This window comes from Granulicatella seriolae, from assembly GCF_024543085.1.
Classification (GTDB): domain Bacteria; phylum Bacillota; class Bacilli; order Lactobacillales; family Aerococcaceae; genus Granulicatella; species Granulicatella seriolae.
Genome location: NZ_JANHNZ010000011.1, coordinates 18,156 through 40,573 on the forward strand (window position 1 = coordinate 18,156; position 22,418 = coordinate 40,573).

A 22,418-nucleotide genomic window follows, 5' to 3' on the forward strand; every position below is an offset into this window, starting at 1 on the left:
GATTGAAACTTAGGGAGGAAGTAGTGACATGAAGAATGATTTTTCGGTTGCAACACATTGTTTGGTATTTCTAGCGCACCACCCAAATCAGCGTTTTTCAAGTAGTCAGTTGGGCGAGAATGTTTGTACCAACTCAGTGACGATTAGGCGAGTTTTAGGGAGTTTGCACAAGAAGAATCTGGTTGATGTAGTCAATGGTCCAAAGGGTGGTTATTCCTTAGTCATGGATCCTAATACCATTAGACTTGGAGATTTGTATCGCCATGTTGGAGCAGATACGGCTACGGCAAAACAATATACGGGTTCGGTAGATATTGACTGTTTGGTATCGTCCAATATGGGGAAAGTTATGCAGAACTTATCCGAGGAGTTGATTCAAGAACAAATTCGTTACTTGAACACAAAAACAGTGGCAGATATTCATGAACAGATTAAGAGTTTTCAATAATATAATATTGGAAATGGTGCTGTGAGATCGAGTCGCTAGATAGTTTGACAGAAAATCAATTCGGTGGCACCGTCCTGAGCCTTGGTCTCAGGACTTGCCTGACTACGTATCTGTAATTCGGCTAAAGCCGAAATAGCTACTGTGCGTCAGTCATGCTTTACACCGTGATTTTCTGTCAAACTGTCTAGCGATTCTTTTTGTCTGCTGAAAAATGTATAGTTTAATTCTAATAGAGAAGCGTTCTGGGCTACCTTGACAAATTAATGATTACTGAATATAAATACTCGTCTACTCATATCAATATGTTAAAGGCACAAAAGAGTTCCAGAATAACTATCAGAATTTAAAATGGTGACCCTTGATCTCAGTGCTTAGCTGTCTACATATTTGTAAGAGGTTGGAGAAAAAGTCAAGGCTACTATTCAAACAAAAGAGTTTTGCGAAAATCTTATCAGAGATAACGGTGCAAAGCATAGCTGACGCACAGTGATTGTTTCGGCTTTAGTCGATTTACAATCACGTAGACAGCTAAGCTGTGAGACCAAGGCTCACAGCGGTGCCACCGTTCTCATTTCTGATAAGATTTTCGCAAAACTCTTTTGTGATTTAAAAATAACCACTAGTCATTATGGACTTTTTACAGATACGTAAGCAGCTAAGCACTGCACCATTATTTCTGATAGTTATTCTAGAACTCTTTTCACCTTGTAAGAAAGAGAAACTAGAATCTTCTTTCAATCAATCAACCTTTTCTGTATACTATTTGTATTGCCTTTGTAAGATGGCGAGAAAAATATTAAGCTGAAAAGCAAATGAATATAGAATAATCCAAAAAGGATAGGTTGAATGATGGAAGGAGAACTACAAGCAGTGATAGTTTTAGCTGGAATGATTGGTGCTGGCAAGAGCACCTATACAGAGATGATTGCCAAAGAATTAGGCAGTAAACCATTTTATGAAAGTGTCGATGATAACCGTATTTTAGAAATGTTTTATGAGGATCCAAAACGTTGGGCCTTTGCCTTACAGATTCATTTTCTTAATACACGCTTTAAAAGTATTAAAAAGGCTCTGGTTGATAGACACAATGTCTTAGACCGTTCCATTTATGAGGACGCACTTTTTACTCAGATTAATTACGAAACAGGCCATATGAGTGATGCAGAAATGGATACCTATCTTTCTTTATTAGATAATATGATGGAAGAATTGGATGGTATGCCAAAGAAAGCACCAGACTTGTTAGTCTACTTGCGTGGACCACTTGATATCCATTTAGACCGAATTCAAAGACGTGGTAGAGAATTCGAACAAATCGATGACCAAAATCCTGGACTGTTGGACTACTACAAAAATTTGCATAGCCGGTATGATGAATGGTTTAAGTCGTATAATAAGAGTGAAACTTTAATTCTTCAAATTGACCAGCTTGATATTGAAAAAGAAGAAGACCGGCAAAAAGTCATGACACAAATTCGAGAAAAGCTTGATAAAATGAATATTCCAGCCAAGTAAGGGATAACACAGTATCGGTAACAATTAAATAAAATAGAGATGTTGGATTAAAAGTCCTTCAAATTAATAAAGCAAAAGAGTTTCCTAAAAAAGAATCAGAAATAATGGTGTAAAAGCATAGCTGACGCACTGTAGCTGTTCGGCTTCAGCCGATTACAGATATGTAGACAGCTAAGGCGTGAGAGCTGGGCTCACGGCGGTGCCACCGTTTCGATTTCTGATTCATTTCTAGGAAACTCTTTTGTGATTTAGGGATAGATTTATTTTTTACAAGCTTCTTACCTAGCAACTACCATCAGTTTTTTAGCATTATTTGTAAACGGTTCAAAAAAACGCTTTTATTTTCAATCAAATGTGGTATACTTCAAATGTGAGTGGTATAGTCCACTGGAAAATGTGGATAGATGGATACCAATCATGCGAAATAAGACAGATGTAACTAAGTAAAGAAGCCAAACAGTACAAGAAAAGGAGGAGTCAGATGTTTTATCAGTTTCCTGAAAAATTTTGGTGGGGTTCCGCAGCTAGTGGGCCTCAAACAGAAGGAAGAGTTGATGGTGATGGCAAAGGGGACAGTATCTGGGACATGTGGTATAAGAAAGAACCAACGATGTTTTTCAATCAAGTAGGTCCAGAACATACCTCCGAAGTCTATAAGCACTATAAGTCAGATGTTGCTCTCATGAAGAAAATTGGTCACAATTCATTTCGGACGTCAATCCAATGGAGTCGATTGATACCAGATGGTGTAGGGGAGGTTAATCAAAAAGCAGTCGATTTTTACAATGACTATTTTGATAGTTTGATTGCCCAAGGGATTGAGCCTTTTGTCAATCTCTATCATTTTGACATGCCTAACGAGTTACAAAAAATTGGTGGTTGGGAGAATCGTCAAGTCGTCGATGCTTATGTGACATTTGCCAAAACTTGTTTTGAATTATTTGGAGCAAAGATTCGAAAATGGTTTACCCATAACGAGCCAATCGTTCCGGTAGAAGCTGGTTATCTTTATCAATTTCACTACCCAATGTTGATTGATATGAAGAAAGCTGTTCAAGTAGCCTACCATGAAGCCTTGTCGAATGCTTTAGCCGTTCAAGCTTTTAAAGCTGGAGGATATCAAGGGGAGATTGGTATTATCTTGAACTTAACACCATCCTATCCTAGAGATAGCAATGATGCTGAAGATGTGCTGGCTGCTCACCGTGCCGATCTTTTCTTTAATCGCTCTTTCTTAGATGTGACTGTCTTAGGACATTACCCACAGGATTTGATTGATTTGATTAAAGAAAGCTACTGTATGCCTGAAACTGAGCCAGATGATGCAGCTATTTTTGCCAACAACACGATTGATTTGTTGGGAATCAACTATTACCAACCTCGACGAATCAAAAAGAAAGAATCTCCAATCACCAACCCGGAAATTCCAATGCCAGATCATTATTTTGATATCTATGAGATGCCGGGCCGTAAGATGAACCCGTACCGTGGCTGGGAAATCTACGAAAAAGGTATCTACGACCTCTTAATCAACGTTCGCGACAACTATGGCAACATTTCTTGTTACATCTCTGAGAACGGGATGGGTGTAGAAAATGAAGAACGCTTTATCCAAGAAGATGGTTCCATCCAAGATGACTACCGTATTGAATTTGTTAAGGACCACTTAAAGTACGTTCATCAAGCGATTCAAGAAGGTGTCAATGTTAAAGGCTATCATATGTGGACTTGTATGGACAATTGGTCTTGGTGCAATGCTTATAAGAACCGTTATGGCTTCATCTCCGTTGATTTAGACAATGACTACAAGCGAACCATCAAAGCCAGTGGTTACTGGTTTGCGGATACGGCCATGAGAAATGGGTTTGAAGACTAGAATGATTTTAAAAAAGAGAGGGGTGAAGTATGATGCAGGTTAGTCACGTGTTGCAAGCAGAGGCTAGTCAAATTTATAAAGCACTATTAACATCCATTCAGGCTCAAGTCCAAGCTTCCCTTGGACAAGATATTCGTATAGAAGATATTCAAGAAGGCCTATCCTACCAATTGGGAAATCAAGGAGGAACAGGCCAAAAATCAAGTGCTAGACTTACAATTGTTAGTTTGATTCCTAATCAGGAATATAGCTATCAAGTCGCTAGCAACAGAGGACTAATTACAACGACATTTGACATGAAAGAAAGAACAGATAAGACGACCGAAGTGACCTACAGTGAAGAATTTTCTAGTCAGGATTTTTTTGTTAGATTGAACCACAAGTTGCTATCATTTTTGATGGGATCAAGATATAGAAAATGTGCCAATATGCTATTGAACAATCTTGAAACCTACACTTTGGAACAAATTCAGTAAGAAATGAAAGGGGAGAGTATCTTGAGTGAACCTATGTATATAACAATTAAGAATCAGTTATTGAAGGTCATTAGCCAGATGCATCCCAATGAAATGATTTTGTCGGAGAGAGAGCTGGTCAAGCACTTTGATGCTAGCCGCATGACGGTTAGGAAGGCTGTTAATCTATTAGTAGAAGAAGGTGTTCTCTACCGGGATGCCAATAGAGGGACTTTCGTTTCAGATAGCGCAGTGGCTGGTAAAGGTCAGATGGTCTTGAGTGGGACAGAGAATTATCAATTTCAAGTCATCTATTTCGCGCTCAAATATCAGCCAGACCACCACGTCGACCACCGCATTATAAGAAAGTTGAAACTAGAAATGGAAACTAGTATCTTACGTGTAGTACGCATGGTCAAAAAAGGGGACACGGTTATCGGAATTCAAGAAGGATACATGTCAGAGAAATATGTTCAAAATCACGAATTCTCAGATGTTGATACCCTGTTTGATATTGAAAAGTTACTACAAATTTCGGTGCTAGAACAAAATTTTGAAGCCGTTATAGTCCCCGCTCAATACGCTAATCTTTTAGCGGTACCAATACAGACACCCATCATCAAAAGTGAAGGACTAATGAGCCATCTGGATGGTAGACCATTTCTTTATTTGGTTGAATACCACCATCCCAAATATAGTCAGCTCTCTCTTATCACACGACCACAAGTCTCACAATAGAATGGGAAATACAAAACAAAAGGAGAATAGAAAATGAATAGATTTATGGAAATTTCAGCAAAAATTGGTTCTCAAAAGCACCTAGTTGCTGTAAGGGATGCTTTCATCGCTTTAATGCCATTAACCATGGCAGGTTCTGTTGCAGTATTAATTAATGTATTTTTTAGAGATATCCCTACTGAATTAGGAAACACAGGCTTTGTTGAGTCAATGCAATGGTTAATTGGTATTAACGGGAATGTTTGGTTTGCAACATTAGCCATTATGGCCATGGTTTTTGCCTTTACCTTGGGATACAATGTTTCTAGAGCTTACAATGTAAATCCTCTAGCAGGTGGATTAGTTTCCTTTGCTTCTTTAATCGCAACTGTTCCTCAATCAGCTACTTTCTTTGCTGGTTTTGAAGGTGTGGCACCTGACCAATTGTCTAAGTTAACTGGCTTAGGGGTTAATGCAGTTGTTAATGAAGCAGCTGTGGGAATTGAAGCAAATTCATGGGGCTTCATTAATGTCAACTACTTGGGCTCAAACGGAATCTTTACAGCTTTAATTATTGGGATGCTTGCATCTATCGTTTATGCCAAATTAATGCAACGTGGTTTGGTCATTAAATTACCAGACTCAGTGCCACCAGCAGTAAGCAGAGCTTTTGAAGCTATTATTCCTGGTATTATTGTTATTTATTTAGTGGCTACTCTATCTTACCTGTCTGTTACTTTCTTAGGTAGCCCAATCAATGATTTTATTCTAAAATACATTCAAATGCCGCTACTAGGCTTGTCACAAGGATTCTTCAGCGTCTTACTCATGAGTTTCTTGGTCCAATTATTCTGGTTCTTCGGACTTCATGGACACAACGTATTGGGGCCAATTATGGATGGTATTTATATGCCAGCACTTTTGGAAAACACCAATAACTATCAAATGTACCATGACATCAGCAAGTTGCCTTACCTTTGGACACGTGGTTCATTTGATGCCTACGCTCAAATGGGTGGTTCAGGTGTTACCATTGCCTTGATTATTGCTATCTTTTTCCTTTCAAAAAGAGAAGATCACAGAGCCGTTGCCAAATTAGCCGCTCCAATGGGTATCTTCAATATCAATGAGCCAATTACATTTGGTATGCCAATCGTATTGAACCCTACCTTCGTTATTCCTTGGTTAATCGTTCCACCAATTTGTGCCGGTGTCGCTTATGCCTTTACGGCAGCAGGAATTATTCCACCAGTCTTTGTAAGTGTTCCATGGATTACACCTCCAGGACTATACGCTTATCTGGCTACTGGAGGAAATATTCTAGCAGGTCTGGTTTCCCTATTGAATGTCGGAATAGCTTTCGCTATCTGGGCACCATTTGTCATCATGGCTAACAAACAAAAGGTAGTTGAAGAATAGAAATTCAAGGAGGTTTTGCACATGGAAAAATGGGGACTGTTTTTATGCGCCATTGGTTTCCTATCAATAGCATCAAGTCCAATTCTTCCCTCACCAAGATTGGTTATCATTATGGGTTTTGTTGAAATTGTGGTAGGATATATAGTGATGAGACGGGCAAAACCAAAAAAGAAGTAGTATCAAGGAGAGGATGAAGAATATGTCAAAAGTAAGAATTATGCTAGCCTGTGCAGCAGGTATGAGTACCAGTCTTTTAGTGACGAAAATGCAAAATGCAGCTAAAGCAAAGGGCATTGATGCAGAAATTTATGCCTTATCTGTAGGAGAAGCTTCAGTAAAAATCGATGACAAACCAGAGGAACTAGACATTGTCCTATTAGGCCCACAAGTTAAGTACATGAAAAATGATTTTGCTAAGAAAGTTGAAGGTAAATCCATTAAATTAGATGTCATTAACATGATGGATTATGGCATGATGAATGGTGAAAAAGTTTTAGACGCTGCTTTGGCACTGTAGGAGGTCGTATGGAAGAACAAGCAAATTTAGAAGTGATTATGAAGTTAATCATGTTTGGTGGAGATGCCAAAAGTAATGCCATGGAAGCTATTCGCTTTGCTAAACAAGGTGAGTTTAACCAAGCAGACCAATCACTCGCAGCTGCTGATGCTTCTTTACTTGAAGCTCATCATGCGCAAACAGGTCTCTTAACCCAAGAGGCACAAGGAAACCCCGTCCCTGTCAGTTTATTAATGGTTCATGGACAAGATCACCTGATGACTTCAATAGCTTTTTGCGATTTAGCAAAAGAAATTGTCGAACTCTATAAAGTGCAAAAGTAATAAACAGTGTAGCCATATGTAGACGGCCTAGTATCCGTCTACGTGTGGTTTTTTTGGAATCTATTTGAGAAAAATTTATAAATGTATTGAAAAGTAGAAGTGCTTTAAGCAAGATGGTGAAGAAGTTGTGTCACGAAAGGAGAATGTCTATGTTAGCTGCTATTGAAGCAGGCGGAACTAAGTTTGTTTGTACAGTATCTGATGCAGAACTGACTATTGTCGAGAGTATCAAAATTAACACTAGCAATCCAAAACAAACCATGGGCCAGGTCTTTGAGTTTTTTGATAAATACCCCATAAAGGCAATTGGGATTGGGTCATTTGGTCCGATTGATGTCAACTCTAGATCAAAAACGTATGGGAATATCACTACAACACCTAAAGTTGCATGGAGAGATTACCCTTTACTTAACCAAGTCAAAGAAAGATATGCAGTACCAATCGCCTTTACCACCGATGTCAACAGTTCGGCATATGGGGAGTATAAATTGGGCGCTGGCAGAGGTTTAGAAAATATTTTGTATCTCACCATTGGAACTGGAATTGGTGGAGGCTATATCTCGCATGGACAAGTCTATTCAGGGGTTAGCCATCCAGAAATGGGGCATATTCTCATTCAGAAAGAAAAGGATGATGAAGGGCAATCCATGTGTCCATTCCACGAGAATTGTGTAGAAGGCTTGGCAGCTGGCCCTGCTATTGAAAACAGATGGGGTCAAAAGGGAATTGAATTGGGTCAAAATGCCCAAGTCTGGAAATTGGAAGCCAACTACCTAGCACAAGCCTTAGTGACTTATACGGTGTCCTTGAGACCAGATATTATTATCTTAGGTGGAGGCGTTATGCACCAACCAAGTCTGTTAGGTCTGATTCAAGAGGAGTTTCAAAGGCTATTGAACGGCTATGTCGAAATACCTGCCCTAAAAAGTTACATTGTCAAGCCAGTTCTAGGAGATTTAGCTGGGACTATGGGTTGCTTGCTCCTAGCACAAGAACAGTTACAAGACTTATAACATCACATGGAGGTTCTTATGAACGAAATTTTATTTTTACAACCAGTTTTACAAGAAAAAATATGGGGTGGTAGGCAACTAGCTCAATTTGGTTATGATTTGCCCTCAGATAAAGTAGGAGAGTGCTGGGGAATCAGCGCCCATCCAAATGGAGAAAGTGTCGTAAAAAATGGTAGCCTAGAAGGTCAAACCTTATCTCGCGTGTTTGAAGAAAATCGAGACTTATTCGGTGACTCTAAGGCAGCAGAATTTCCACTCTTGATAAAAATTCTAGATGCTCAAGATAATTTGTCCGTCCAAGTTCACCCGGATGATGAGTATGGTAAAGAGCACGCTGGAGAATTAGGCAAAACCGAATGTTGGTATGTGATTGATGCCAAAGAAGGTGCTGAAATTATTTTTGGGCATACGGCTAAGACTCATGAAGAATTCAATCAACGGATTGATAAGAAAGAGTGGGATCAGTTATTCACTCGAGTCCCAGTTAAGGCTGGCGATTTCTTCTATGTAAAGGCAGGGACCTTACATGCTATTGGCTCCGGTATTTTGATTTTAGAAACCCAACAAAGCAGTGATACGACTTACCGTGTGTATGATTACAATCGTCTGGGAGATGATGGGTTGGAGCGTCCCTTGCATATCCAAGAGTCCAAAGATGTGACCATGGTGCCTAATGTAGATGGTACTTTAGCAAGAAAAGAGGTTCAGGTTGGTGATAGCCAGCTGACTTCTTTTGGAGACTATGATTATTTCTCTGTTGAAAAATGGGATATCGATGGTCAGGTGGCTTTTACCAAAAAACAACCTTACCAACTATGTACGGTCATTGATGGACAAGGAAGTATTGAGATTAACTCTGCTACAGATTATCCACTAAAAAAGGGTGATCACTTTATCTTGACCTCCAATTGCAATGAGTGGACCATTATTGGGAAGTTAACTATTATTAGCTCACACCCTGGTGACTTGAATCAATAAAAAACCAAAGAGAGCTTCAAAAATCCTACAAGCTAAAGGATTTTTGAGACTCTCTTTGGTTTTTTTGCCCATCCCATTTTAAAGTTAGTCGATGTCGCCCCACTCTTCGTAAAACTCTTTTAAGTAGCACACCATAAAGTCATGACGTTTTTGTGCCATTTTCTTACCTTCTGCTGTGTGCATCAGGTTTTTAAGCAGTAACAGTTTCTCATAAAAATGTTCAATAGCGCTGCCATTTTTCGTACGGTAGTCATTAGCAGATTGGCTAGGTTGAAAGACCTCGTTACCGAGATAAATGGGACGTTTTTTTGCGCCAGAGTAGGCAAAAACTCTAGCTATACCAATAGCTCCAATAGCGTCTAGACGGTCAGCATCTTGTACAACCTTATCCTCAATAGAAATAACGGGAACTTGATTAAAGCCTCCTTTGAAACCCACTGCGTCCACAGCATGAAATATTTTTTGAATACTTATTTGGTCGATGCCCAATTCAGATAGATGTACCATAAACATTGTCTTCACTTTATCAGGATCAGCAACTAGTTTATCATCAAAACGATCATGAAGTAACGCCGCCATTTCGATAATAAAGCCTTGTGCTTCTGGTTCAGTTTTAGCAATCTTAATGGCATTATGTCTCACTCGTTGAACATGAAACCAATCATGTCCAGAGTTGTCATTCTTAAAAAAATCTTCCATTTCAGTTTCAATGACTGCCAATGCCTTCTTTTCAGTGGAAGTATAGTTGTCCATTATTGTCTCCTTTTAAGACTAGTTTTGTTAAGTATACCAGAATTTCGGTTCCAAGTTGAACCCCTGTAAATCTTTGTTCTTAATAAGTGCAGGTTACTATTTGGACTTGTTGCTAGCTTCTTTCCTATGTTTCTGACAGATATGCTTATGATCTTGTTTGAGCACCTCGCCAAATTATCAAAACCCATACTTATGGTAAGCATTTTCAAAATAATTCTATTATAATAGAAGATAGTAGATAAAAGAAAGGATGATACAAATGACAAAAGTATTTCCAGAGGGATTCTTGTGGGGAGGCGCTACAGCAGCCAACCAATACGAAGGAGCCTATAACCTAGATGGCAAGGGACTTACTGTTCAAGATGTTACTCCAAAAGGTGGTTTCGGTCCTATTACAGAAGAGCCAACACCGGATAACCTTAAGCTAGAAGGTATTGATTTCTACCATCGCTACAAAGAAGATATTGCTTTATTTGCTGAGATGGGCTTCAAAGTTTTCCGAACATCCATTGCATGGGCACGTATCTTTCCAAATGGAGACGAAATCGAGCCTAACGAAGCAGGTTTGCAATTCTATGATGATTTGTTTGACGAGTTGGCCAAATATGGGATTGAGCCACTAGTAACCCTGTCTCACTATGAAACACCGCTACATCTTGCCAAAGAATACGACGGTTGGACCAACCGTAAGCTAATCGGCTTCTTTGAACGCTATGCCAGAACAGTCTTCACACGCTACAAAGACAAAGTGAAGTACTGGCTAACCTTTAACGAGATCAATTCCGTATTGCACGCACCATTTATGAGCGGTGGGATTCTGACTCCACCTGAAAAGTTATCTAAGCAAGACCTTTATCAAGCAGTTCACCATGAGTTGGTGGCTTCCGCTCTGGCGACTAAGATTGGGCACGAAATTAATCCTGACTTCAAGATTGGTTGTATGGTTATCGCTATGCCAGCCTATCCTCTAACACCAAACCCAGTTGATGTACTTGAGGCAAGACAGTTTGAGAACCAAAACTACCTTTTCTCTGATATCCATGTTCGTGGTAAATACCCCAACTATATTCAACGATTCTTCAAGGAAGAAGGGATTGAAATTGACTTTGCTGAAGGGGATAAAGAGTTGATGGCAGAGAATCCAGTTGACTTTATCTCTTTCTCCTATTACATGAGTGTCACAGCAACGGCCGATCCAGAAAAACAAGCTCGAGCAAAAGGCAATATTCTAGGCGGTGTACCAAACCCATATTTAGAAGCGTCTGAGTGGGGGTGGCAAATCGACCCAATTGGCTTACGCATGGTCTTAAATGCCTTCTACGACCGCTATCAAATTCCGCTATTTATCGTAGAAAATGGCTTAGGTGCAAAAGATGTGTTAGTTGACGGACCAGATGGACCAACTGTAGAAGATGATTACCGTATTGACTACTTGGAAAAACATTTGAAACAAGTTGGGGAAGCAATGAAAGATGGGGTTGAGTTATGGGGCTATACCACTTGGGGCTGTATCGATTTGGTATCAGCATCCACGGCCGAAATGAGCAAACGTTATGGCTTTATCTATGTAGACCGTAACGATGATGGAAGTGGTACTCTGGCTAGATATAAGAAGAAATCCTTCAATTGGTACAAAGACTTAATTGCTAGCAATGGAGAAAACTTATTTTCTTAAGGATTGATATTATCTGACAGATTCAATAAAGATAGCTTTTGACTTTAGTAAGTTATGCTTGCCTCTTCGGTCAAAAGAGCCAAAAGGAGATAGACTATGAAAAAAACACTATATATCATGCGACACGGGCAAACATTATTTAACCAACAGCAACGAATTCAAGGTTGGTGTGATTCTCCCTTAACCGAAGAGGGTGAGAAACAAGCTTTAAAGGCCAGAGAGTATTTCCAAAATGAGGGGATTACCTTCGATGAATGCTATTCATCCACCCAAGAACGGGCAAGTGACACCTTAGAACTGGTTACTAATCACGCGCCCTACATTCGATTGAAAGGCATCAAAGAATGGAACTTTGGCAAGTTTGAGGGGGCTAGTGAATACCTCAATCCTCCAAGAAACCGTAAAGGACAACAATCTTATGAGGATTACTTCGTTGCCTATGATGGGGAATCCAATGTAGATGTGGCAAAAAGAGTCCGCCAAACGCTAGATGACATTTTCGAGGAAGATGAGAGTAAAACAGTTCTGGCTGTTAGTCACGGTGGTGCTATGTGGGCATTTTTCTTAAGCCTAAACTTAGAAAAATACCCAACTTACATCTCAAGTAATTGCTCCATTCACAAATATGAAATTGAGGACGGTCACTACCAGCTGGTCAAAGTCATTGATCCAGTCAATGGTATTGTCCATGATTTGGAAGACCAAACGCCAGAAGAGACTCTTATCAAAGACCATGTTTTCTGGCAATAAGCTTTAAACGAAGCGAACAATAACAAATAAAACAGGAGGAACAACATGGTATTATCAAAAGATTTTTTATGGGGCGGCGCAGTTGCTGCCAATCAATGTGAGGGAGCTTACCTTGAAGATGGGAAAGGATTGGCTTTAGTAGATATTCTCCCATCTGCACAAGAAGACCGTTGGGGAGCTCTTTTAGACCCGAAAAAAGCTATGGAGACGACTTACAACTTCTATCCAAGTCATGAATCAATCGATTTTTATCACACTTATAAGGAAGATATTGCTTTGTTGGCGGAGATGGGGTTTAAAACCTTTAGAATGTCATTTGCCTGGACTAGAATCTTCCCAGAAGGAGATGAACTTGAACCCAATGAAGCTGGTCTAGCTTTCTATGACAAGGTGTTTGATGAATTAGCTAAGTACAATATTGAACCTCTTGTAACCATCAACCATTTTGACACGCCGCTAGGGTTGGTGACCAAGTATGGTGGATGGCGCAACCGTAAGTTGATTGATTTCTATGTTCGTTATGCGGAAACACTCTTGACTCGCTATAAAGGCAAAGTCAAGTATTGGTTAACCTTTAACGAGATCAACATGATCTTGCACATTCCTTTCTTTGGTGGTGGTTTAATCTTTGAAGAAGGCGAAAATACAGAGCAAGTCAAATACCAAGCAGCCCATCATCAACTGGTAGCCAGTGCCCTAGTAACTAAGTTAGCTCATGAGATAGACCCAGAAAATAAGGTAGGCTGTATGTTAGCTGCTGGGATTGTCTACTACAATACACCGAATCCAATCGATGTTCGTGCTGCTCAAGAGTCCAACCAAGAGCAATACTTCTTTGTGGACGTGCAATCACGAGGTTATTACCCATCTTATGCCAAACGCAAATTTGAAGAAGCAGGATTTGAGATTGAATTTGAAGATGGCGATGAAGAAATCCTTAAAAACACAGTTGATTTCATTTCTTTCTCCTATTATTCATCCCGTATTATTAGTGGCGATCCAGAGGTAATGAAACAAGTCAAGGGCGGAAATGCCTTTGCTTCTATTGCCAATCCTTATCTTGAAGTCAGCGAATGGGGCTGGGCTATTGACCCAATCGGCCTAAGAGTGACCATGAATGAAATGTATGACCGTTACCAAAAACCTTTGTTTATTGTGGAAAATGGTCTGGGTGCGGTTGATGAGTTAGTAGACGGTACGGTTCAAGACGACTACCGTATTGATTATATGCGCAAACACCTAGAACAAATGATAGAGGCTGTAAAAGATGGTGTTGAATTATGGGGCTATACGTCATGGGGCTGCATTGACTTGGTATCTGCAGGTTCAGGTGAAATGAAGAAACGGTATGGTTTTATTTATGTGGACCGTGATAACTTTGGAAATGGAAGTAACAAACGATACAAAAAAGCTTCCTTCGACTGGTATAAAAAAGTTATCGCAAGTAATGGTCAAGAGTTATAAGATAGGTAGATGTCACTACTAAACTAGAAAATCAAGGTTTAGGGTAGTATATACTAATTAGCAAGACAAATTTTTAAGTCGAAAAGAGTCTCTAGGTCATCTGACAGAAATAGCGGTGTAAAGCATAGCTGACGCACAGTGATTGTTGGGGCTGGGCAAAAAGTTTGTAGTAAAATAAAAAAGTTTCTAAATCATAAAATAGTTCCCCAGAAATCTATCAGAAATGGGAACGGCGGTGCCACCGTCTTTATTTCTGTCAGATGCTCTAGAGACTCGAACACAATAAGAAAAAATTATCCAACTAAATAAAATACTCTACTATTCTGATGTAAAAGCTATTTTTATAAGAATAGTAGAGTTATTTTTTAGCCTTCTAGGAGACATAATATTACATTTTCGTAACGATTGTTAAAAGGTTATGAAAATTATTAGAGTTTGCTATTGATATTTTTGTGAAAAATTGAGAAAATAAGATATGAATGTAAAGCGTTTTACAAGAACTAAGCAATCAAATGAAAAGTTATCGTTCATTGTTTATAGTATAACTTCAAACAAGATCAGGAGGGGTAAGGATGAATTTTTTAAAACGTGCATGGTTAAGTGTTAGTAGGAGAAAAGGGAAATCAGCACTCTTATTCGCTATTGTTTTTATTTTAGGGAATGTGATTGCTGGTGCAATTTCGATTCAACAATCAACCAAGAATGTGGAGAATAAAATTAAGTCAGATATGGGAGCAACAGCAACCATATCATTAGACTATGAAGCTTTAACTAAGGCTGGGGAAAGTGACCCAAATATTTTTGAAACCATCGTTAGCTTAACTCCTGAACAAATTGAAGCAATAGGGAATCTTTCGTATGTGAAATACTATGATTACTCTACTCAAGCTAGTATAGGCGCAGATGCTTTGAAAAATTATATCCCAGATATGATAAAAGAACAGATGGGTGGAGCCGAAGATCCTTTCAGTAAATACTATGGTTTTAGTTTGAAAGGTGTTCAATTCAATAAAATTATCCAAATGGAAGAAGGCGCCATTACTTTAGAAGAAGGGCGAGTTTTTACAGAGGATGAAATTGCCAAGAATGCAGATGTTGGTTTGATTTCTAAGAAGACGGCAGAAACAAACCAAATTAAAGTTGGAGATACCATTGTCTTGTCTTCATATACCTTGGATTATGGTACATCTGGCAATGCCAGCGAAGTTAAACCACTCTCAAAGAAAGACTATGCTGTTGAAGTCATTGGGATTTTTGGAACACCTGCACAAGCACCTAAGAAAGATTCAGATAAAAATGATACAAATTCTGGCGGTCTTACCCAAGATGAATGGACCAAGGCTTACCAAGAACAGACAACCATGAATACTATTTATGTTCCAAATGGGTTTGTTAGAACGATTAATGCAGAAAATATGGCCCAAAGAGCTACTGAAGATCCAGAAATGGACTTGAGCAAAATTCAAGATTACTACACACCAATCTATGTGTTGAACAAACCGGAAGACGTGGATTACTTCAAAGAAGAAGCACAAGCAATGTTGCCTGAATACTATGTGGTTAAGGCAAGTTCTGATGCCTACGATACCATTGCTGCACCAGTTCAATCTATGTCTAAGATGGCAGGATACGTTTTGATTGTGGCTATCATCGCTACTATCATGATTATCACTCTTGTCGTACTTCTCTTCCTACGTGACCGCAAACATGAGCTAGGAATTTACCTGTCATTTGGAGAAGCTAAGGGTAAAGTTGTTGGTCAAGTCTTAGCAGAAGTATTTATGATTGCATTTGTTGCCATCAGCCTTTCTGTTTTTAGTGGGAATATGATTGCCAAAGGCTTATCAGGCTCTCTCATTCAAAACCAAATTGAAAATCAAGCCAGTCAAAATGGTGGAAGCATTACCTATGACTTATCCATGATTGAGTTCAATCAAAATGATTATACCCAAGAGGATGTTGTGGCAGCCTATGAGGTTAGTTTAACACCAGGCTATATTGCTGCTATGTATAGTGTTGGTTTAGGAACGGTTCTAGTCGCAACACTTGTACCAATGATTTATATTGTTCGCTTAAATCCTAAGAAGATTATGATGTAGGGAGGGAAATGTATGCCGTTATTAGAAACGAAAGATTTGACTTACTATTACCAAGATGGTGAAAACAGACGTTATATTTTAAAAGGAACCAATGTATCATTTGAAAAAGGGAGATTTTATACAATCCTAGGGCAATCAGGCTCTGGTAAAACCACTTTCCTATCCCTAATTAGCGCTTTAGAAGAACCTCGTGAAGGCACAGTTTATTATGAAGGTAAGAATATCAAAGAAATTGGTTATGAACATTTTCGTAGAAACAATATTGGAATCATCTTTCAAAGCTATAATCTGATTCCTTATATGACAGCCGTTGAGAATGTCTTAGTCCCAATGTCAATCACAGAAAATGAACTACCAGACAACAAGTCTGAGGTGGCATACAACCTGTTAGATTATATTGGAATTGTTAAAACCAAGGCAGATCGTATGGTTAACCAACTCTCAGGGGGAGAACAACAACGGGTTGCCATCGCTAGAGCCCTAGCGACTAATGTTGAAGTTATTCTGGCTGATGAACCGACAGGAAACCTTGATGAAGAAATGGAAATTGAAATCGTAGAGATTTTTAAAAAATTAGCTCATGAGCATGGCAAATGTGTGATTGTTGTTACTCACTCGAAAGAGATTGCCGAACAATCAGATGAAATTCTCTACCTGAACAAAGGAGTATTGAAAGAATATGAGTGATTTCTTGTCGAAGTTTTCTGGAAATAAATACAAAGACTTGTTAGAAGAGGATAAGAAAGGTACAGATGTACCTACTGAAAAAGAAGGTGAAAGTGGTCCTGAAGTGGTTGACCCAACTACTAGAAAACGACCAGTTCCTAAAATGTCTGCCTTCGAAGCTGACCCTACTGTAAGCTTAGACCCAGAATTGGCTTCGACAAATCAAAAGAATGAAGAGGCAGCAGCCAACAAAGAAATTCCTAGTCGGCAAGAAGCTAGACAAACTGCTACTTCCACACCACCACCTGTGCCACCAACTAGTGGACGGCGGGATGATTTTGAAGAAGAAACCGAAATAGACCCTACTTATCAAAACAAGAAAAAGCGTAAGCGGCTGATGTTTATTGGTGGTGCTATTGCGGCCTTGCTATTGGTTATTTTTGCAGTCTATCAATTGACACATGTTACGATTCCAGATTTTGTTGGGAAACCAGTATCAGAGTTGCGTGCATGGGGCACTAAAAATGGTGTTGATTTTACGGCTGAGCAAGCCTTCAATACAAGCATTGATGCTAACATGATTGTTTCTCAAGAAGCAAAGGGTGGTAGCAAAGTTCGTAAAGGGTCTACTGTTGCCATCGTGGTTTCTAAAGGGGCAGATCCAGAAGAAGTAATTGCTTTACCAGATTTTGCTAATCTATCAGCAAGTCAAGCCCAATCTTGGATTGATGAAAACAAAGCGTCCAATTTAAGGATGGTGAAGCAATTTGATGAAGCTACGCCTGCTGACCAATTCATGAAGTTAGAGATTACATCGTCTGGTGTGACCGCTAGTGATTATAAACGTGGAGACCGTGCCATTGTTTATTATTCTAGAGGGCCTGAAGTATTAGAAAAGAATATTGATGTTCCTGATTTTGCTGGTAAAACCAAGACTGATGTGGAGACTTGGGTTAGAAGCAACGAGATTGCGATGACCTATACAGAGCAGGCTAGTAATACCATTGAGGCCAATAAAGTTATTTCCCAATCCATTACAGCCGGTCAAAAAGTGGCTAAAAAAGATAAGATGGAAGTTGTTGTTTCAGTTGGAAAAGGTGTTACTGTTCCAGATTTTTCACAATTATCTCCTGATATGGCTGCGACAGTAGCAGGCCTTACCCCTCTTGTTAAGTACCAATTTAGCACAACAACCCCTTATGGTTATTTGATTTCCCAATCGATTGAATCAGGGGCTCAATTAACTGAAAAGGATGATAAGAATATTGTATTGGTCTACTCACAAGGGGAGCCTTATTTAAAGGATTTAACTGGTAAAAACAATAGTGAGTTGCAAAAATACTTCTTCGATGAATTCCAAGCTAAGGGAGCAGATGTGACCTATGTGGCTTATTATGTGGATTCTAGCCAGCAAAAAGGTACAGTGGTCAGACAAAGTGCCTATGAACAGATTATTCCGCTAACCTTTGAAGTGTGGTTAGGTATTAGTAACGGTGTTTATCATGATGGCAGTGGCGGTGGAGATAGTTCTACTTCTGACACATCAAGTACCTGGACCAATGCTCGAGATGAACAACCCAAAGAAGAAAAAGAGTCAGAAGAGTAGAAAGTTTGTCGTATGAAATGGAAATTGAGTGAAAAGTTTCTAATCAAATAAAATTAATTTTTAATCATGAAAGAGTCTCCAAACAAGTGTCAGAAATAAGGGTGTTAAGTATTGCTTACACTCGGTGATAGTAACGGTTTTAGCCGATTACAACCACTTAGACCAGCTAGGCCTGAAAGCCTTGGTTTACGTCAATGTCACCGTATTGATTTCTGCCCCTTATTTGGGGACTCTCTTGTGTGAGTTAAAAAATGTAATTTTTTCCAATCTAGAAATCTCTTGCTTTAATAAACGAATGACAATCAAGAGACTTAATCTTAAGATTCATTAAGACAATTGAAAATCTAATTTGGATACATTAGAATAGTTATAAATAAGTAGGTCTAGTTTATGGGAGGAGGATGTCAGTGGATTCAAAGCTTTATACAGAGGCAGTGCTTCGTTTAAGAAGAGAAGGTATTCGTGTTACTCCACAAAGAGAAGTTATTTTGAATTTATTAGTGAATGGACCTGTAGATCACCCAAGTGCGGATGAGATATATCAAGCCTTGGCGCCAGAATTCCCTAATTTAAGTGTTGCGACAATCTATAATAATCTCAGGCTCTTTACAAAGATTGGTTTGATCAAAGAGATGACTTATGGAGATGCGTCTAGCAGATTTGATTTTTCATCAACACAGCATTATCACGCCATTTGTCAAAAATGTGGTCGTGTAGTGGATCTTTACTACCCAATCCTAGATGATGTAGAGATGGTAACAGAGAATTTAACTGGATTTAAAGTTTCAGGACATCGAATGGAAGTATATGGAATTTGCCAGCAATGCCAAGAAGATGAACGTGTTTGAAGAGGAATGTTAAGAGGGGTGGACAATGAGAAGAGATAAAAGAAAGCAAAGTGGAAGAAAGAAAACAATGTTGGTATTTTTGGGCATATTGGCTGTCGTGTTAGTGGTTGTAGAATTAATTTTTGTGAAACAATACATAGAAGGCAAGGCATACCAAAAATCGATTGACTATGTCGAAAAAGTCGAATCCCAAGATGCCCAGGTTAGCAATGTAGCTGTGAATGAAACCAAAGAAGACATGGATGGAGTAGAAGTTATCACATACTATCCAGCAAACAAAGAAAAAGTGTCAGAATCTAACACCCAACAAGCTTTAGATGCCTATAAAAAAGATACACTTAGCGGTAATATAAAAGCAATGAAAGACAATAATGTAGAGAGAGTCTACTTGAAGTCACATCAAACAGCCTGTTATAGAGGCATTAAGCTACATAAATTTTTTCAGTCAACCTATCAAAGGAAAAACAATCATCTAGTGCAAAAGGACTTAAAAGAAGTAAACCATATTTACGTCCAAGAAGGAACGCAGCAAGTTGTAACAGTGAATGACTTGTTTGCCAATCCAGATACAGCTAAGCAGGAGATCAATCAGATTCTAAATAGAGTTATGGAAGAAAAACAAATTGCTCCTGAAAAGCAGGATCAAATCAGAGAACAGTTTGCTGCAGATAAGTTACCGAACCTAGAATTTTCCTATGCCAATAAACTAATCAGTTTTGAACTTCCAAAAGAATTAGCTCAAGACAACTTTTCAAAATTAGATATCGAACTTAAAACCCTATATCCTTACCTAAAAGGTGATATGGTACCTGAAGCTGAGGAAACAGACTACCAGAAATATTTAGAGGAAGTTAAATCAAGAACTTTAGTAGCCCTAACTTTTGATGATGGTCCTAGCAGAGAGACTACTGCACAAATCTTAGATATCCTAGCTCGCTATAAAATGCATGCTACTTTCTTCCTACTTGGAAAAAATATTCCGGGCAATGAGGATCTTGTGCAACGAATGATTAATGAAGGACACCAAGTTGGTAATCACTCGTGGAGTCACCCTGAATTAACCAAAGTTTCGAGTGAGGAAGCCCAAGCACAAATTCAACAAACACAAGATGCTATCAGTAAAGCTACTGGTAGAACTACTGCGAGTGTAGTCCGTCCACCTTATGGGTCAATTAACCATAGTGTGGCTTCGGTTATTAAATTGCCAGCTGTAAACTGGTCAGTTGATACGCTAGATTGGAAGAGTCATAATCCGGCCGCCATCCTTGAGGTAGTTAAGAAAACGGTCTATCCAGGTGCTATTGTCCTCATGCATGATATTCATCAAACGACGGTAGATTCTTTGCCAGCGGTTTTGGAGTATCTGAGAGATAACAACTATAAAGGGGTTACGATTAACGAACTCTACCATAGCGAACCACTTCAAGCAGGCAGATTATACTTTGACGATAAGACCAGTAATGGCTTATAAAATGAATGAAAATTATTGAAGACCTTCATTGAAGGGTGCTGTAGAAACAAAATCTTGATTCTACAGCATTCTTTTGCGTATTAAGCTTAAGAATTGGGCAAAAGTCTGCATTATAACTAAACAAAAGAGTTTCCGAAAAATAGACCAGAAATAACGGTGTTTTAGCATAGCTGGCGCACCGTGACTGTTTGGAGTTTGGAGCTGGGCAAAAAGTCCAAATGGCAACCCAATAAAATAGTTCCCCAGAAATCTATCCGTACAGAACGGTGTAAAGCATAGCTGACGCACAGTGGATGTTTCGGCTTCAGCCGATTACAGCCACGTAGACAGCTAAGCCAGTGAGACTAAGGCTCACGGCGGTGCCACCGTTCTCATTTCGGATAGATTTCTGGGGAACTATTTTATGATTTAGAATGCTTTTATTTTATCACGAACTTTCTGCTCAGTCTTATTACTAATTTCTGCCAGTAGATTTGGAATCTAGAATACAGTATATAAAAGAGCACTTTCATTAGTGAAGAAGTCAAAAAAATGGTATAATAATAGGCAAATAAGACTATAAATGAGGTGATTGTATCGTAACATTAAAGGACGTAGCTAAACGTGCCAATGTTTCAAAAATGACTGTATCTAGAGTCTTGAATCATCCACAATTGGTTACACCAGAATTAAAGGAATTAGTCTATCAAGCTATGAACGAACTCGATTACCGTCCAAACACCATAGCCAAAGCCTTAGCCAAGAATAGAACACTAGTAGTAAAGGTACTCATACTAGAGGAAATGGATGTCACAGAACCTTACTACATGCATTTAATTAATGGCATCGCTAAAGGATTAGACCATTATCATTATGCTCTTCAACTGATTACAGAAAACTCGGTTGATTTTGGAGAAAGTGATGGCTATATTGTTACAGGTATGAAGGAAGATGATTATGAATGGGTTAAAAAAATCGATAAGCCTGTCATCGTTTTTGGAGAAAATAGATATCATATGCCATTCGTCGATTCAAACAATCGATTAGGTACCGAAACAGCAACTAGATATGCTATCGAACGCGGCTACCAAGACATTATATTTGTTGGAATTGATGTACCCGAACTCTTTGAGGAATCTAGAGAAATAGGTTATAAGTCTGTTATGGAACAATACCCGGATAAAAGTGTCCAAATTCATCGCATTCGAAACAGCTCATCTCAAGCAGCCAACTTAGTAAAAAGCTTGTCCTTAAAAGAGAATACCTGCTTCATTTGTGCATCTGACAGGATTGCTATTGGAATTGAGAGAGGTTTGCAAACAATGGGAAAGTCCATCCCAGAAGATTTTGGCATTATCGGCTTTGATGGTGTCTTTTTAGACCAAATTGCGGCACCTATGTTGACTACTATGAAACAACAGGTAGTGGCAATGGGTAGTGCCTGCGTAGATCAACTAATGCTTTTAATAGATGGGAAAGAATTAGAAGAAGAGGCCTATTACTTCGATGCAAAACTATTAGTAAGAGGCACAACAAAGTAATTAAAAAACCTAATAACATATGTAAATGAATTTTTAAGCCTCAAGAGGAAACTGGCCATAGAAATCTGTTTTACATGAAAAGACCTTATGGAATCAGCAAACATCTTGTTCATTTCATAAGGTTTTATTTGTGTGGCAAACATTTCCGAGACAGAAAACTCATAAGGATAAGGCAAGGGAGACCCGGATACGCACAGAAAAAAACTCCCACTTCAACCAATCAGATTCTGATACCGGTAACTGATTGGAAACGGTTGTAAGTAACTCATTACTTCGGTAAAGTATAAGGGAAATATAAATGATGA

The 22,418-nt window shown here is 38.9% G+C and carries 21 protein-coding genes; 20 read left to right on the plus strand and 1 reads right to left on the minus strand.

Going from position 1 to position 22,418, the window contains the following annotated elements:
- Positions 1-28 precede the first annotated feature (28 nt).
- The 11 genes from NPA36_RS08955 (at position 29) to manA (ending at position 9,261) form a co-directional block, all read left to right on the plus strand.
- A complete protein-coding gene (locus tag NPA36_RS08955; RefSeq protein ID WP_256945788.1) occupies positions 29-448 on the plus strand; it encodes an RrF2 family transcriptional regulator in 420 nt (139 codons plus the stop codon).
- Between the two features lie 849 nt (positions 449-1,297).
- Entirely contained in the window at positions 1,298-1,963 is a 666-nt protein-coding gene (locus NPA36_RS08960) for a deoxynucleoside kinase (protein ID WP_256945816.1), read from the plus strand.
- A 481-nt stretch (positions 1,964-2,444) separates the two neighbouring features.
- Positions 2,445-3,839 (plus strand): glycoside hydrolase family 1 protein, encoded by a 1,395-nt coding sequence (locus NPA36_RS08965; RefSeq protein ID WP_256945789.1) that lies wholly within the window; start codon positions 2,445-2,447, stop codon positions 3,837-3,839.
- A 32-nt stretch (positions 3,840-3,871) separates the two neighbouring features.
- A complete protein-coding gene (locus NPA36_RS08970) occupies positions 3,872-4,315 on the plus strand; it encodes a DUF3284 domain-containing protein (protein WP_256945790.1) in 444 nt (147 codons plus the stop codon).
- A 21-nt stretch (positions 4,316-4,336) separates the two neighbouring features.
- Positions 4,337-5,032: a GntR family transcriptional regulator gene (locus NPA36_RS08975; protein WP_256945791.1), complete on the plus strand. Its 696-nt coding sequence runs from the start codon at positions 4,337-4,339 to the stop codon at positions 5,030-5,032.
- Positions 5,033-5,065: 33 nt separating this feature from the next.
- A complete protein-coding gene (locus NPA36_RS08980) occupies positions 5,066-6,430 on the plus strand; it encodes a PTS sugar transporter subunit IIC (protein WP_256945792.1) in 1,365 nt (454 codons plus the stop codon).
- Positions 6,431-6,451: 21 nt separating this feature from the next.
- Entirely contained in the window at positions 6,452-6,607 is a 156-nt protein-coding gene (locus NPA36_RS08985; RefSeq protein ID WP_256945793.1) for a hypothetical protein, read from the plus strand.
- A 22-nt stretch (positions 6,608-6,629) separates the two neighbouring features.
- Positions 6,630-6,947, plus strand: a complete 318-nt coding sequence (locus tag NPA36_RS08990; protein WP_256945794.1) for a PTS sugar transporter subunit IIB — start codon at positions 6,630-6,632, stop codon at positions 6,945-6,947.
- A gap of 8 nt (positions 6,948-6,955) precedes the next feature.
- The gene (locus NPA36_RS08995) at positions 6,956-7,270 is read left to right on the plus strand and encodes a PTS lactose/cellobiose transporter subunit IIA (RefSeq protein WP_256945795.1); all 315 of its coding nucleotides are present in this window, start codon (positions 6,956-6,958) and stop codon (positions 7,268-7,270) included.
- 143 nt (positions 7,271-7,413) lie between these two features.
- Positions 7,414-8,283 carry an ROK family protein gene (locus NPA36_RS09000; protein ID WP_407932812.1) on the plus strand — a complete coding sequence of 290 codons (870 nt, stop codon included), beginning with the start codon at positions 7,414-7,416 and terminating at the stop codon, positions 8,281-8,283.
- An 18-nt stretch (positions 8,284-8,301) separates the two neighbouring features.
- Positions 8,302-9,261, plus strand: a complete 960-nt coding sequence (gene manA, locus NPA36_RS09005) for a mannose-6-phosphate isomerase, class I (protein ID WP_256945797.1) — start codon at positions 8,302-8,304, stop codon at positions 9,259-9,261.
- An 84-nt stretch (positions 9,262-9,345) separates the two neighbouring features.
- On the opposite strand, the gene NPA36_RS09010 is transcribed toward manA, so the two are convergent.
- The gene (locus tag NPA36_RS09010; RefSeq protein ID WP_256945798.1) at positions 9,346-10,014 is read right to left on the minus strand and encodes an HD domain-containing protein; all 669 of its coding nucleotides are present in this window, start codon (positions 10,012-10,014) and stop codon (positions 9,346-9,348) included.
- A 259-nt stretch (positions 10,015-10,273) separates the two neighbouring features.
- Here NPA36_RS09010 and NPA36_RS09015 point away from each other — a divergent pair, with 259 nt between their 5' ends.
- From NPA36_RS09015 to NPA36_RS09055, 9 genes are all read left to right on the plus strand, one after another.
- Positions 10,274-11,689, plus strand: coding sequence for a glycoside hydrolase family 1 protein (locus tag NPA36_RS09015; protein WP_256945799.1), 1,416 nt, complete (start codon positions 10,274-10,276; stop codon positions 11,687-11,689).
- Between the two features lie 96 nt (positions 11,690-11,785).
- On the plus strand, positions 11,786-12,439 hold the full coding sequence (locus NPA36_RS09020; RefSeq protein WP_256945800.1) for a histidine phosphatase family protein: 654 nt from the start codon (positions 11,786-11,788) through the stop codon (positions 12,437-12,439).
- A gap of 45 nt (positions 12,440-12,484) precedes the next feature.
- Positions 12,485-13,903: a 6-phospho-beta-glucosidase gene (locus NPA36_RS09025; protein WP_256945801.1), complete on the plus strand. Its 1,419-nt coding sequence runs from the start codon at positions 12,485-12,487 to the stop codon at positions 13,901-13,903.
- 572 nt (positions 13,904-14,475) lie between these two features.
- Complete coding sequence (locus NPA36_RS09030; RefSeq protein WP_256945802.1) at positions 14,476-16,002, plus strand: ABC transporter permease; 1,527 nt, start codon at positions 14,476-14,478, stop codon at positions 16,000-16,002.
- A 12-nt stretch (positions 16,003-16,014) separates the two neighbouring features.
- Positions 16,015-16,689, plus strand: coding sequence for an ABC transporter ATP-binding protein (locus tag NPA36_RS09035; RefSeq protein WP_256945803.1), 675 nt, complete (start codon positions 16,015-16,017; stop codon positions 16,687-16,689).
- Positions 16,682-18,274: a PASTA domain-containing protein gene (locus NPA36_RS09040; RefSeq protein ID WP_256945804.1), complete on the plus strand. Its 1,593-nt coding sequence runs from the start codon at positions 16,682-16,684 to the stop codon at positions 18,272-18,274. Before NPA36_RS09035 ends, NPA36_RS09040 begins: the two co-directional genes overlap by 8 nt.
- Before the next feature lie 407 nt (positions 18,275-18,681).
- Positions 18,682-19,122 (plus strand): Fur family transcriptional regulator, encoded by a 441-nt coding sequence (locus tag NPA36_RS09045; protein ID WP_407932813.1) that lies wholly within the window; start codon positions 18,682-18,684, stop codon positions 19,120-19,122.
- A gap of 25 nt (positions 19,123-19,147) precedes the next feature.
- Entirely contained in the window at positions 19,148-20,593 is a 1,446-nt protein-coding gene (locus tag NPA36_RS09050) for a polysaccharide deacetylase family protein (RefSeq protein WP_256945806.1), read from the plus strand.
- Between the two features lie 575 nt (positions 20,594-21,168).
- Positions 21,169-22,113, plus strand: a complete 945-nt coding sequence (locus NPA36_RS09055; RefSeq protein ID WP_256945817.1) for a LacI family DNA-binding transcriptional regulator — start codon at positions 21,169-21,171, stop codon at positions 22,111-22,113.
- Positions 22,114-22,418 lie beyond the last annotated feature (305 nt).

Excerpts from the sequence above, each read along its gene's own strand:
- NPA36_RS08955 (WP_256945788.1), top strand. The coding sequence starts at position 29 with ATGAAGAATGATTTTTCGGTTGCAACACATTGTTTGGTATTTCTAGCG.
- NPA36_RS08960 (WP_256945816.1), top strand. The coding sequence starts at position 1,298 with ATGGAAGGAGAACTACAAGCAGTGATAGTTTTAGCTGGAATGATTGGT.
- NPA36_RS08965 (WP_256945789.1), top strand. The coding sequence starts at position 2,445 with ATGTTTTATCAGTTTCCTGAAAAATTTTGGTGGGGTTCCGCAGCTAGT.
- NPA36_RS08970 (WP_256945790.1), top strand. The coding sequence starts at position 3,872 with ATGCAGGTTAGTCACGTGTTGCAAGCAGAGGCTAGTCAAATTTATAAA.
- NPA36_RS08980 (WP_256945792.1), top strand. The coding sequence starts at position 5,066 with ATGAATAGATTTATGGAAATTTCAGCAAAAATTGGTTCTCAAAAGCAC.
- NPA36_RS08985 (WP_256945793.1), top strand. The coding sequence starts at position 6,452 with ATGGAAAAATGGGGACTGTTTTTATGCGCCATTGGTTTCCTATCAATA.
- NPA36_RS08990 (WP_256945794.1), top strand. The coding sequence starts at position 6,630 with ATGTCAAAAGTAAGAATTATGCTAGCCTGTGCAGCAGGTATGAGTACC.
- NPA36_RS08995 (WP_256945795.1), top strand. The coding sequence starts at position 6,956 with ATGGAAGAACAAGCAAATTTAGAAGTGATTATGAAGTTAATCATGTTT.
- NPA36_RS09000 (WP_407932812.1), top strand. The coding sequence starts at position 7,414 with ATGTCTATGTTAGCTGCTATTGAAGCAGGCGGAACTAAGTTTGTTTGT.
- manA (WP_256945797.1), top strand. The coding sequence starts at position 8,302 with ATGAACGAAATTTTATTTTTACAACCAGTTTTACAAGAAAAAATATGG.
- NPA36_RS09010 (WP_256945798.1), bottom strand. The coding sequence starts at position 10,014 with ATGGACAACTATACTTCCACTGAAAAGAAGGCATTGGCAGTCATTGAA.
- NPA36_RS09015 (WP_256945799.1), top strand. The coding sequence starts at position 10,274 with ATGACAAAAGTATTTCCAGAGGGATTCTTGTGGGGAGGCGCTACAGCA.
- NPA36_RS09020 (WP_256945800.1), top strand. The coding sequence starts at position 11,786 with ATGAAAAAAACACTATATATCATGCGACACGGGCAAACATTATTTAAC.
- NPA36_RS09025 (WP_256945801.1), top strand. The coding sequence starts at position 12,485 with ATGGTATTATCAAAAGATTTTTTATGGGGCGGCGCAGTTGCTGCCAAT.
- NPA36_RS09030 (WP_256945802.1), top strand. The coding sequence starts at position 14,476 with ATGAATTTTTTAAAACGTGCATGGTTAAGTGTTAGTAGGAGAAAAGGG.
- NPA36_RS09035 (WP_256945803.1), top strand. The coding sequence starts at position 16,015 with ATGCCGTTATTAGAAACGAAAGATTTGACTTACTATTACCAAGATGGT.
- NPA36_RS09040 (WP_256945804.1), top strand. The coding sequence starts at position 16,682 with ATGAGTGATTTCTTGTCGAAGTTTTCTGGAAATAAATACAAAGACTTG.
- NPA36_RS09050 (WP_256945806.1), top strand. The coding sequence starts at position 19,148 with ATGAGAAGAGATAAAAGAAAGCAAAGTGGAAGAAAGAAAACAATGTTG.